Source organism: Natronorubrum thiooxidans (genome assembly GCF_900156475.1).
GTDB lineage: Archaea > Halobacteriota > Halobacteria > Halobacteriales > Natrialbaceae > Natronorubrum > Natronorubrum thiooxidans.
The window spans coordinates 1-11,977 of sequence record NZ_FTNR01000022.1 but is presented as its reverse complement, the minus strand read 5'-3'; the positions used below and the strand labels follow the sequence as shown (position 1 = coordinate 11,977).

The window sequence follows — 11,977 nt, the reverse complement described above, 5'->3', positions numbered from 1 at the left end:
GTCGTTGGGCTCCGCCCGACTACTTGAGTGATCGGGGTTTGGTTTGAATACTCGTTTCGGAAGCGTTCGCTCGAGTCATCGGATTCGAATAGCGTCCCGGCGTAGCCACGATTCAGAAGTGACGCAGACCACTCACGCCGTGCGAGCGCTGGGCTGGTATCGAGAGTTCCGTGAAATCGCCTTGATGTGTGTCGTCTATAACATCAAGCAGGCCGTCAAGCAGTGAAATCCAACGCCATATGGCGATTCAACACAGCCGTTAAATCGGTCCGCACGTCATAGGAGACTGTTCTCATTCGTACTTGCCAGAAGTTTGAATATATATAAGTAGTCGGTGATATACGCCAAAACCAACAAGTGAAATACGGCATAGGAACATGTATGCCTCCAATTAAGGCTATTGAATGTTGTTTCGTTCAGTTCCAAGATAGTTCTGCCGTTGACGGGGAAAAGCGATGGTAAAACGACCGTCGTTTGATCGACGGTCCGTGCTTCGTGGGGTCGGTGGGGCGGCGGTGTCTGGGGTTGCTGCTTTTGCCGGTTGTCTGGGGGGTGGCGACAAAATAGAGGGTGCCGAGCCGTGGCAAACCGATGAACTTGCCGAGGTACCTGCAGAGGACCACCCTGCGCTATACGAGCCATCCGAAACCGAGCAAGACTCCACGGAGACCCTCGCTCATCTCACCTGGACGGGATACGACGCAGAGAACGTCCAAGGGCCGTTTCGGGAGAAGTTCAACGCTAATACGAACATCGATCTGTTTACCGACAACGCGCAGGCGTTCAACCGGCTGCAGTCCGGAGAGTGGCAGCAGTTCGAGCAGTGCACGTTCGACATGGCGTGGGTCCCCCGTCTCGCCGAAGCCGAATTGATTCGTCCGATCGATTACGAGAGTTGGAAGCCGTACACGTTCGATCAGTACATCGATCTCTTTCAGCCCGAGAATGGCTACAAATACGCGTTCGTCAACGAGGATGAGTACACTTTCGACGCCGACGGAACGTTATACACGTTCCCTCAACGGTTCGGATGGGCATCATTTGCAGTGAACACGGATACCGTCGCCGAGTCCGATTACCAGTCCTATGACATTGCGTGGTCCGACAAGTACGATATCGGGGTTTACGATTTGATGTTCTGGGGGATTCAGGTCATCATGCTCCGTGAGGGGATTGATCCGTTCAAGGAACACACCGACGAGGAAATCGAGCAGGTCAGACAGGCAACATTCGATCTCTTCGACAATGCGTCAACTATCCTGACAGATTTTGCCTCAATGAACCAAGCGCTGACGTCCGGGGAAATCGACATCGGGTTCATCAGCGGGAACTGGATCAACGGGTCGCTTCGGCGGGACGGCAACTACGAATTCAAGGCCGTCGTCCCTGAGGAAGGATCGATTATCTGGGTCGAATCGACATCGTTCGTCAAGGGATCCCAGCCGAACATCTCGGACAACTACATGGCCTACATGATGCGGGGTGAAAACGCACTGGAGCTGTCGTGGCCGGACTCGGGCGGGACGAACGTCGTCCCCCACCAGACAGCCTGGGAGAATTACAGCGACGAACAGCGCCGCGTCCTCCGGATCGACGAGATCGACGACATCATCGAACAGTCGGTGTTCTACGAGGGCGTCCCCGATCTCGATAAATTCGAGCCGATCTGGCGTGAAGCGAAGACGCGGATGTGAGATAGTACAGGAACCCATCTACAACGAGACTATTTCCAACCGAATCAGCTAACATATGCTTAAAGCTACCAACTTACGAAAGGAGTACGGATCGACCGTCGCGGTCGAAGACGTCGATTTCGAGATCGAAACGGGATCGTTCGCGACGATTGTCGGCCCCAGTGGCTGTGGGAAATCGACGCTACTCAGGATGCTCGCTGGCCATCTGTCGCCGACCGCGGGACAGATCGAACTCGACGGAATCGATATTACCGACTCGTCGCCACAGAGTCGGCCGACGAGTCTCGTATTTCAGTCGTGGTCGCTGTTCCCCCACATGACGGTCGCGGAGAACATCGAATTTCCGATCGACGCGCAAGGATTAGAATCTAACGGACGGATCGAGACACTGCTCGAACAGGTCCGACTCGACCCCGAGGAATACGCCAACAAGCAGGTTACCGATCTTAGCGGCGGACAGAAACAGCGAGTCGCACTCGCGCGGTCGCTCGCGTACGAACCCGACATCTTGTTGCTCGACGAACCGCTCGCATCGCTTGATTATGTACTCCAGAAAAAACTTCAGCGGGAACTGACCGAACTCAACGCCGAGTTGAACACAACTTTCATCTACGTGACGCACTCGCTCGAGTCGGCGCTGATCATGAGCGATCAACTGTTCGTCATCGACGATGGATCGATTATCCAGCGTGGCAGCCCAGACGAGATCTATCAGGAACCGGTCGACAAGTTCGTGGCGGAATTCATGGGCGATGCGAACGTCTTCCCGATCGATGTCGTCGAACGGGCCGACGGCAGGATCCGTATCGACCATCCCGTGCTTGAGGGAAGACAGGAGTTTCCGTACGGCCCCGCCGATCGTCCGGTTCCGGAATGTTTGGTCGTTCGTCACGACGACACCGTGGTCAAACCCTCGCTCGAGCACGAGCTCGGGATTCCCGTAACCGTCGTAAACGTTCTCAACAAAGGAAACACGGCGCTGGTCGAGACGAGAGATAAACACGAAGACGCGGAGTACGTCTCGGAAATGTCGCTTGAGCAGGTTTCGGACATCAGTCTGACAGTCGATGACGACGCGTACCTACAGTGGAACCCCGACAAAACGCACGTCCTCCCCAAAGGTGACTCCTGATGTCTGTCCGGGAGTTCGTTCGCTCGAAGGTCCCGACGGATATCGATCGATTCGATCGGCGGCTTGCGTTGGTATCTGTCCTGCGCCCGCCTAGCGGCCTCATCATTCCACTGGTCGTGTTACTGGCGTTCATGTTCGTGGGGCCGATCGCGTCGATCGTTCTGTTCTCTGTTCAGCCTACCAATACCATTTCGCTCGCCGTAGCCGACTGGACGCTCGATGCGTACCGGGAAATCGTTCAGGGGACGATCAGCGGCAAGGGAGTCTACGGGGAGGTAACGACTAATACGATCATGATCAGCGCGCTGACAACGGTCATCGCGTTCGCCGTTTCCTATCCCGCCGCGTACGCTCTCGCAACAAAGGTGCGGCGCTTCAAGCTCCCCATCCTGATCGCGCTCATCATCCCACTGTTTACTAGCGTCAACATCCGCGTCTACGGCTGGGTGCTGTTCTTGATCAACGAGGGGGTCTTCGATCTCCTTGCGGGGAGCGTCGGGCTGGACGCTCCATCGATCATCTACACCCGAAGCGCTGTTATTCTCGGGACGGTCTACGTCTACCTTCCCTACATGCTGTTTCCGATTTACCTCTCGATCAGTACGATCGATGACTCGCTGCTCGAGGCGGCGGCGGATCTCGGTGCGGGGCGAACGAAACAGTTCGTCGATGTTATCCTCCCGCTATCGAAACCAGGCGTCATCATCGGTTCGCTGTTCGTGTTCGTCCTGAGCCTCGGTGCCGAGGTCGAGGCCGAACTGCTCGGCGGTGGCACAATCTACACCGCGGCGAGCAACATCAGCTACTCGTTCGGGTATTCACAGAACTGGCCGCTCGGTTCGGCACAGGCTGTTGGTCTATTGCTTATCACGACGGTCTGTGGTGTCGTGATCCTTCGGACAATCGACCTGACCGAAATCGCCTCGCGAGGTGGGTCCCGATGAGCATGCGATCGGACCGATCCCTGGTACCCCAACTCTCGACCGGGCTCTGGTACGGCTACCTCGTCCTTGTTATCGCATTCCTGATGACGCCGTTGCTCAGCCTCATCATCGCATCGTTCGACAGCGGCCAGACCTTCTCGTTGCCCTTTGAGTTTACCCTCAAGTGGTACAGCAACGCTCTGACGTCAACCAGCGTCCAGTCCGCCGTCGACTCAACGATCCGGATCTCGATTCCGGTAACGGTCCTCAGTACCATCATTGGGACGGCGGGAGCGATCGCATACACGCGGTATTCGTTCCCCGGGCAGGAGTACTTCAAGATCGTCGCGCTCCTTCCGATCTTCTTCCCGTTGATACTCCTCGGTCTCGGCATGTCGATGTGGGCGAACGTGACGGGGCTCGGCTACGGCATCGTGCCAGCGATCATCGGCGAAACCGTCTGGATCTCGCCGATCGTCATGTTTGTCGTCTCGATCAGCGCACTCGGCGTCGATCCGAACATCGAGGAGGCGGCCCGTGATCTTGGTGCCGATACGCTCACGATTTACAAGGACGTTCTGTTGCCATTGATCGTGAACGGGATCGTCTCCGGTGGTATCTTCGCGTTTGTCCTGTCGTGGAACAACTATTACATCGTCTCGTACCTCAAGGGATCCGAGATCACCATCACGACATGGATTCACGGGCGGATGACGCAGGGATTTACGCCAGTCGTTCCAGCGCTCGCTTCGATGATCTTCTATGTATCGCTGCTGTTGCTCCTGGTAGCGGTTCTCATGGAGCTACGATCCAGTAGATAACGACTGGGTCCCCGCCGGACGGCTTGTCGCGACGATATCTTTTTGAGGCTGTTCATCGTTTTGTAGCGGGAATCATTGGACGATTGTCTTCTATTTGTATGGACAATATAATGGAGTTGGAGACATATTGGCAGAAGATGTATATATCGGGCATCATAGTTACGAAATACACTAACAGAGGGATACGATCATGCTCGAATATACGTTCTACATACGACACAATGGCTGCTGGACTGAGACCATAAATGAATCGTTTCCCGACGTATCGGCGACGATCATTTATTCCTACCGATTGCTCGGCAGCAGCATCACAATGATTGAAGTCAACAACGTCCAAGAACCGATAATCGACGAACTCATCGCGTGGCTCGGAACTCATTCCGTAATAACAACGGCGCAACTGCTCCAGTACGACGAGACAAGCAAAAACGCGTACATTTCGCTCGTTGGTGAGTACGACGACCACACCGAGCCGGTCCTGAACGTCCTCCTCCGAAATCGGTGTTTCCCGACCGTTCCGGCAACGGTCGCTGACGGACGAGAACACTGGAGCGTGCTCGTCCCGACGAACGAGGCAGTGAGTCAGGCCCACGACGAACTCCGTGATCTCGGCCCCATCACGGTCGATTCGCTCGGCGCTCCCGAACTTGATGGGCTACTCACTGGCCTGGTAAATATCAAACAGGCCGTCCAGAACCTCTCTCCCCGGCAGCAAGAAGTCCTTGCTCGAGCGATCGAACACGGCTATTACGACTCACCGCGAGCCTGCAGTATCGAGACGCTCGCCGAGATGGATTCGGCGAACACGTCGACCGTCGGAACACACCTTCGACGATCCGAGGCAAGGATATTGGAGTCGGTATTACCGCTGTTGACCAGTTCGAACACAATTCCGGACGATCGAGCGACCGACGAACACGCCTCGTCACTTCCCTGATCCGGCTCAGAATGCGTCGAGGTACGTTTCCCGCTCCCACTCCGAGACGGCTTCCTGATACCGACCGAACTCGTTTCGTTTTAGCTTAACGAACGATTCCAGGAGGGTCTCGCCAAGTTCACGGGACAAGAGACCATCCGCTTCGAGCCGGTCGAGTGCGGCCCAGAGCGTTTGTGGGAGTCGTTCGTGACGCCCCCGCTGAGCGTTGCCGGTCGTCGGTTCGGGTGGCTCGAGTCTGTCCTCGATCCCGTCGCCGCCGGCGGCGAGTATGACAGCGAGCGCGAGATACGGATTACATGACGTATCTGGGAGGCGGAACTCGAGGCGGGTCCCAGCGCCCAGATGCGGTGGGATGCGGAGTACGGTCGATCGATTGTCGGGCCCCCATGCGATGGAAGTCGGTGCCCAGGAGCCGGGTCGCAAGCGCCGATAGGAGTTGACTGTCGGCGCACAGATAGCAGTGAGCGCGTTCGCGTGCTCGAGGGGACCGGCGATGGCGTGTCGTGCGACTGCCGAAAGCCCCGCGCCGTCGGCTGGATACGTTCCGGACGGGAACTGAAGATTGTTCGTCTCGGCCGCGAACGTGTTCATCTCCAACGCGGTATCCCAGAGACTCAAGTGGACATGCATTCCATTGGCGTCCGCACCTGTGTAGGGGACAGGCATCATCGAGGCTTTCAGTCTGTATCGGCGAGAGACTGACTTGAGCATCTGCCGGAAAAATATGACTCCGTCCGCAATCTCGACTGGGTCGCCGTGCTCGAACGTGATCTCGTACTGACCGGGCTGAGATTCCTGGTGGATACACGTTACATCGAAGCCGGCGACTCCCATCGTCTCGGTCCAGTCTTCGATCAGATCCGCCGCCTGATCGATCGCATCCATGTCGTACGAACTTCGATCGTTGAACGGTTCGAAGCTGCCGTCCTCAGTGGGACGGAGTAACGAAAACTCCAGCTCGATTCCGACCTGTGGGACGTATCCGGCTGCCTCGAGTGTGTCGGTAACGCGGTTCAGGACGCTTCGGCTGCAGAGATCGAACGGCGTTCCATCGACGTGCCTAAGATCGGCGAACGCGAGGCCGACCCCGTTGCGCCACCCCACCGGCGTCGGCGGTGTTGCGTCCGGGACGGCGACGACATCACCACTCTCGGGACCGTACGACGGGTTCTCGAGGAGTCCCGGTTCGAGGGTCAACTCCGCGACGCCCGCTGCGAACCCGAACCCGTCCTCCCGTCGCCGCTCGAACTCCGACGCGGGGACGACGTTGCCCCGAGGGATGCCGTTCAGATCGGTCCAGAGAACTCGTATCCGGTCGTACTCGCTCGCTACGCGATTCGAATCCGTTGTGATACTTGGAGAGATATGAGCAGAATAGTTTAAACCCTCGTATCAAAATGTCCTATAACAGTATTATTCCTATCATATATGCCGGATCAGGCCTTATTCGTCAAAAACAAGTGTTTTGATCGTTACCGGAACGGCGGTATGCTCCATGATCGGAGTGTCGAAATCGACGTATTCGTCCTCGCTAACTGCGAGTTCATCGAGAACCATTACCGACCTATCGTCGATCATCGACTCGAGCAGTTGGCCAAGAACCTTGGCACAGTTCTGTTCGGTCAACAGAATCAACGGTCGTGACTCGTCGGCACGGCACTCGTAGGCGACCGTAATCCCGCGAGCGACGAGTCGCAGACGGTCGTACGTGAGCGGCCCGACGTTCGAGATGTGCAGAGCGAACGCCCCGGAGACATCGCGACGGGCTTGGGCAGTTCGGATTGCCGCCGCCGTTCGCGCTCGAATATCGTCGATGGAATCAGCTGTGGCGATTCCGTCGAGGGCGAGTACCGGGAGATTTCTGGCTGGCAGTAACTCGGTCGCCGGGGCGATGGTCCGGCCGGTAAATGTCGTCGTTCGCGTCCCGGCACCGATAACGGTTGCCCGGATGTCTTCGCTCGACGACCGAACCGGTAACGCATCGAAGCGCTCGTGGGTTCGAATCGCGGCAGCGAGACGGACGCCCAGATCACCGTACTTGAGTGGATCGCAGTCGTCGATATCGGGATCGGAAACGAGGCGACCGACGCCGCCAGTAAACACGACTTCGTCGACGTCGACCGCGGTATCGGGGAGGTCGGTGACTGATAACGCTCGCGTCACCTCGTCAAATGGTGGCCCCTCGATGGCATCGAAGACGTGGTCAGCCAGTCGCCGTGCCAGCCCCCGCCAGACCGCTTCCGGCCGTTTCGTCCCGATCTCGATCGTGGGACCGTCCGGGAGCTGGCAGTGGCTAACCGGCTCCGTAACCGCGTTGGCGGTTCCGTCAGCGTTGAACTGGACGAGTCGACCGCCGACATCGAGACATCGTGTCTGTAGGGGCTCACCGTCCTCGAAGACGGCGATGTTCGTGGTCCCGCCGCCAATATCGACCGTTACGATCGTCGAGCCATCAGTTTTGCTTCGAGCCCCAGCACCGGAGCCGTACCCGGCTAACACTGCCTCGAGCGACGCGCCCGCCGTCGCAACGACGAACTCGCCGGTGCGTTCGGCTAACCGGTTTATCAACGCCTCGGCGTTGGTTCTCCGGGCCGCCTCGCCAGTTGCGATCACCGCACCGGTATCGATTTCTTTTGTCGCCAATCCCGCGTTCTGCACGTCAGCATCAATGAACGCTTCGACAGCCTCAGTGTCGATCGATCGGTCGCCGTCGAACGGTGTCTCGCGGATCGGACTGCGGTAGCGGATTCGTCGATCGACCACTTCGACGGCCCCCGCGCCGTCGTATGTGGGGAGGGAGAGTTCCAGGTCGGTGATGATAACCTGCGTGGTCGTAGTGCCGATATCGATGCCGATACTAGACAGCGTTTCGGGGCTTGTGTCGTGCATCTACGGATACACCGGGTGGCTCACCGACTCTCCGTGTCGAATCCGTTGCGTTTGGTCTCGCACAGTTCTTCGAGGACCGCCGCGATTTCGGCTCCGGCCTCGACGGGCGGAATTCCGTCGCGATGGATATTCGAGATCACGGATTTATCAGCGGTTGCACCGCCGCGTTCCGGACCGTAGACGAAGTACGCGCTCAGGCTCTCGTTCGTCGCCAGCCCGGGTCGTTCCCCGATGAGGTTCACACAACAATTCGCATCGAGTTCCTCGCCGATCGCATCCATGACGTCGACCCGGCCGTACTCGACGAAGATCGGTGTACCGACATCGAGTCCGCGGTCGGCCAGTCCGTCGAGCAATACCGGCAGCAGGTCCGGCACGTTCGCTTCGACTGCGGTCGAACTGAGTCCGTCGCTGACCACGATCTGCACCTGTGGCTGCATCGTGCACTGCTGCCGCACACTGTCGGCTGTCTCGTCGGAAATATCGCGTCCCTGGCCTGGATCAGCGAGGTACTCCGTCTTGCTCGTGGCGCGAGACTGGACACCAACGAGGCCGAGTTCCTCTACGAGTTTGGGCGACACGTGTGTTGTTACCGCGTCACGCGCTTTTGCGTGATCCAAGCGAAATTCGAGCAGGGTCTCCGTCCGCGGTCGCGATCCCGTTCGGCCAACACCGACTCGAGACGGATGAGAGCCACGGATGCGCTCGAGTTGGGCTTCGTTTTCGGGGCGGTCGACGCCGCTCAGACGGTCGGAATTTCGGCTCATGGATCGGTGAATATCGTCTGGTCTCCCGCGCGGTCGGTGAGCTGTCCGTCATCGGTGATCCCCATCTCTTCGAGCCATACCTCGAACTCCGGTGCCGCTTGCAGATCGAACAGGGTTCGGAGCGCAGGTCCGTCGTGGAAGCTGTTCGACTGATAGTTGAGCATCACGTCGTCGCCCATCGGCACCGTAATGAAGAAATTCGAGCCGGCAGCAGTCAGCAACACCGCGAGATTCTCGATGTCGTTTTGATCCGCGTTCGTGTGATTCGTATAGCAGGCGTCGATCCCCATCGGAAGCCCGTGGAGTTTGCCCATGAATACGTCTTCGAGACCCGCGCGAATGACTTGCTCGCCGTCGTAGAGATACTCCGGCCCGATGAAGCCGACTACGGTGTTGACGAGGAACGGGTCGTACTCGCGGGCCAGTCCGTAACACCGCGCCTCGAGAGTGAGCTGGTCAACGCCCTCGTGCGCGTCGTTCGAAAGTTCTGCGCCCTGTCCGGTCTCGAAGTACATAACGTTCGGTCCCTCCGCTTGACACCGGTTTTGCCCTAGCTCAGCGGCGTCGTCGAGTAACCCGACATCGATACCGAACTCCCGGTTACCTCGCTCGGTTCCAGCGATGCTCTGAAAGAGCAGATCGGCCGGTGCCCCGTCTCGGACCGCGTCCATCTGCGTCGTAATGTGGGCAAGGACGCAGTTCTGAGTTGGTACGTCCCACCGATCGATGAACTCCGCTGTCGCTCGCAGAAGTTCTTTAACCTGTGCGACGTCATCGCTTACCGGATTGATGCCGATAACGGCGTCCCCGACGCCGTATGAGAGTCCTTCTCGAACACTGTGAAGGATATTTTCGGTGTCGTCGGACGGGTCGTTCGGTTGGAGCCGGAACGAGACGGTCCCCTCCGTCCCGATCGTATTGTTACAACGGGCGACGACGGTCATCTTGGAAGCTGCGACGACGAGATCCATATTCGACATTATCTTCGTGACTGCCGCGATCATCTCGCTCGTCAGTCCCCCCCTGAGTGTCCGTATCTCCTCATCGCCGGTCGACTCATCGAGGAGGAACTCCCGAAGATCGGCGACGGTCCAGTCGGCGATTTCCTCGTACGTTTCCTCACAGATTCCCTCCCGAATGGTCCGCGTGACCTCGTCGTCCGCCACAGGGACGACGGGGTTTTCGTACAGCGTTTCGAGCGTCAGCCGACTGATGACGTCTTTCGCCGCGATGCGTTCCGCACTCGAAGTTGCCGCGATTCCCGCCAGTTTGTCCCCCGATTTCCGTTCGTTTGCCTTGGCTAGAACGCTCTGCAGTGAATCAAACTCGTGTTGAATCCCGTCGAACACAGCCGTATACGCCGTCTCTCCGCTACTCATAGTGCCTCCGTCGAGACACGATCCTGTCGACTCGCGAAAGATTTCATCCAATTATCACTGAGGACAGTAGTTTCCCGCTGTGTGACCGATTCGATTCCAGTACATTGTATGTGGAACTGCCCACTATCGGATATTGGAGATTGTGGCGTCCATCTGTGTGTGTTTATATCATAACTCTCGAAGACTAGCATCAAATCCGGGAATAAAAGCTCGTTTCCGAACACAAATCGATTGAAACCGCACGAATAGAGTGGTGCGCTGCGGGTGCATCACTAACGCGAGCAGAAATGGGCGAAGGCGGACGGATCCTTCTCGTCGAACGACGTTAAATCGTCGTGGAGAGCGTGCAACTCCACAGATAGCCTCTCTGCTTCCGCGTACCGTTCAGCAACGTACTCTGCTTCCCTCAACAGATGTGCCCAGCACCGCTGGAGCTTCGTGTGATAGCTCGGATACGCTGACCAGCCGTCACAGCTGAGCGTCGAGTCCTCGGCAAAGTCCTCGCCGAGGACGTCCTCTAACACCTGGCTCCCACGACACTCATCAACCCAGAACAGTACCTCTTCGTCAGTAACGAATGTCCACGCCCCATCCGTCTTTAGCTAAGCGAAGAATCGCATGACTGCGGCGGCTTATCGGGACAACTTTTCGGAAGGAATGAGGAGGCTTCAGCTGTGCACACAGAACCCTCCTCACGTCATATTGAACGTCGTCTCACTAACCTCCTTCCTTCTGAGGCACTCGAAGACCACGCCGAAGGTGTCGGCGTGGTCGAGCGCCAGGGGAAGCTTCAGTTCCCGCCACTTGTCTGGTCGTTCGCGTTCGGCTTCGCCGCAGGCGAAAGCCGAACGCTTGCAGCCTTCAGACGAACCTACAACTCCACTGCTGACGAATCGATCTCTCCGGGTGGTTTCTATCAGCGGTTGACTCTGACACTCGCAGAGTACCTCCGCGACCTCGTCGAATACGGGTTCGACGAGGTCGCTGTGCCTCACACCGTCTCTGATGAGTTCGACCGCTTTCGGGACGTGATGATCGCTGATGGAACCGTTCTACGATTGCACGAGTTGCTCTCTGAAGAGTACAAAGCACGTCACGAGGAGCAGGCTGGAGCGAAGCTCCACCTGCTCCACAACGTCACCGACCAGACGGTCGAACACTTCAGCGTCACAGACGAGAAAACGCACGACAGCACGTTGTTCAACACAGGTTCGTGGCTGGAAGGACGATTAGCGATCTTCGATCTCGCCTACTTCAAGTACCGGCGGTTCGCGTTGATCGACGAGAACGACGGCTACTTCGTTAGCCGGCTGAAAAAGAGCTCGAACCCGGTTGTAACGGAGGAATTACGGGAATGGCGCGGCCGCGCCATTCCCTTGGAAGGCGAGAAAATCTTTGACATCGTCGACGACCTTTCCCGCAAATACATCGACGT

10 protein-coding genes and 2 pseudogenes are annotated in these 11,977 nt (G+C 57.6%); 7 read left to right on the top strand and 5 right to left on the bottom strand.

The annotated features are described in order from the left end of the window. Nucleotides 1-136 precede the first annotated feature (136 nt). The 6 genes and pseudogenes from BW940_RS21250 to BW940_RS18925 all read left to right on the top strand — a co-directional run. Nucleotides 137-226 (top strand): annotated as a pseudogene (locus BW940_RS21250) (IS5/IS1182 family transposase); the annotation flags it as partial. A gap of 229 nt (nucleotides 227-455) precedes the next feature. Next, on the top strand, nucleotides 456-1,694 hold the full coding sequence (locus BW940_RS18945) for an ABC transporter substrate-binding protein (protein WP_076610749.1): 1,239 nt from the start codon (nucleotides 456-458) through the stop codon (nucleotides 1,692-1,694). 55 nt (nucleotides 1,695-1,749) lie between these two features. Further along, nucleotides 1,750-2,826, top strand: a complete 1,077-nt coding sequence (locus BW940_RS18940) for an ABC transporter ATP-binding protein (RefSeq protein WP_076610748.1) — start codon at nucleotides 1,750-1,752, stop codon at nucleotides 2,824-2,826. Beyond that, nucleotides 2,826-3,770, top strand: a complete 945-nt coding sequence (locus BW940_RS18935; RefSeq protein WP_173834921.1) for an ABC transporter permease — start codon at nucleotides 2,826-2,828, stop codon at nucleotides 3,768-3,770. Before BW940_RS18940 ends, BW940_RS18935 begins: the two co-directional genes overlap by 1 nt. Further along, nucleotides 3,767-4,570, top strand: coding sequence for an ABC transporter permease (locus BW940_RS18930; protein ID WP_076610747.1), 804 nt, complete (start codon nucleotides 3,767-3,769; stop codon nucleotides 4,568-4,570). Before BW940_RS18935 ends, BW940_RS18930 begins: the two co-directional genes overlap by 4 nt. Before the next feature lie 313 nt (nucleotides 4,571-4,883). After that, entirely contained in the window at nucleotides 4,884-5,507 is a 624-nt protein-coding gene (locus BW940_RS18925) for a helix-turn-helix domain-containing protein (protein ID WP_235847858.1), read from the top strand. Between the two features lie 6 nt (nucleotides 5,508-5,513). On the opposite strand, the gene BW940_RS18920 is transcribed toward BW940_RS18925, so the two are convergent. From BW940_RS18920 to BW940_RS18900, 5 genes and pseudogenes are all read right to left on the bottom strand, one after another. Next, nucleotides 5,514-6,704, bottom strand: a complete 1,191-nt coding sequence (locus tag BW940_RS18920) for a glutamine synthetase family protein (RefSeq protein WP_235847857.1) — start codon at nucleotides 6,702-6,704, stop codon at nucleotides 5,514-5,516. A gap of 246 nt (nucleotides 6,705-6,950) precedes the next feature. Then, nucleotides 6,951-8,396, bottom strand: coding sequence for an ethanolamine ammonia-lyase reactivating factor EutA (locus BW940_RS18915; RefSeq protein WP_076610744.1), 1,446 nt, complete (start codon nucleotides 8,394-8,396; stop codon nucleotides 6,951-6,953). A gap of 20 nt (nucleotides 8,397-8,416) precedes the next feature. Next, nucleotides 8,417-9,163, bottom strand: a complete 747-nt coding sequence (gene eutC, locus BW940_RS18910) for an ethanolamine ammonia-lyase subunit EutC (RefSeq protein ID WP_076610743.1) — start codon at nucleotides 9,161-9,163, stop codon at nucleotides 8,417-8,419. After that, complete coding sequence (locus tag BW940_RS18905; protein ID WP_076610742.1) at nucleotides 9,160-10,542, bottom strand: ethanolamine ammonia-lyase subunit EutB; 1,383 nt, start codon at nucleotides 10,540-10,542, stop codon at nucleotides 9,160-9,162. Before BW940_RS18905 ends, eutC begins: the two co-directional genes overlap by 4 nt. A gap of 290 nt (nucleotides 10,543-10,832) precedes the next feature. Next, a pseudogene (locus BW940_RS18900) lies at nucleotides 10,833-11,129 on the bottom strand (IS66 family transposase); the annotation flags it as partial. Between the two features lie 114 nt (nucleotides 11,130-11,243). On the opposite strand from BW940_RS18900, the gene BW940_RS18895 reads away from it, so the two are divergent. After that, nucleotides 11,244-11,977, top strand: a 734-nt coding sequence (locus tag BW940_RS18895) for an IS4 family transposase (protein WP_173834922.1), incomplete at its 3' end; no start/stop codon positions are given.

Bases quoted from the DNA above. Each gene is read 5' to 3' on its own strand.
- BW940_RS18945 (WP_076610749.1), top strand. From the start codon at position 456: ATGGTAAAACGACCGTCGTTTGATCGACGGTCCGTGCTTCGTGGGGTC.
- BW940_RS18940 (WP_076610748.1), top strand. From the start codon at position 1,750: ATGCTTAAAGCTACCAACTTACGAAAGGAGTACGGATCGACCGTCGCG.
- BW940_RS18935 (WP_173834921.1), top strand. From the start codon at position 2,826: ATGTCTGTCCGGGAGTTCGTTCGCTCGAAGGTCCCGACGGATATCGAT.
- BW940_RS18930 (WP_076610747.1), top strand. From the start codon at position 3,767: ATGAGCATGCGATCGGACCGATCCCTGGTACCCCAACTCTCGACCGGG.
- BW940_RS18925 (WP_235847858.1), top strand. From the start codon at position 4,884: ATGATTGAAGTCAACAACGTCCAAGAACCGATAATCGACGAACTCATC.
- BW940_RS18915 (WP_076610744.1), bottom strand. From the start codon at position 8,396: ATGCACGACACAAGCCCCGAAACGCTGTCTAGTATCGGCATCGATATC.
- eutC (WP_076610743.1), bottom strand. From the start codon at position 9,163: ATGAGCCGAAATTCCGACCGTCTGAGCGGCGTCGACCGCCCCGAAAAC.
- BW940_RS18905 (WP_076610742.1), bottom strand. From the start codon at position 10,542: ATGAGTAGCGGAGAGACGGCGTATACGGCTGTGTTCGACGGGATTCAA.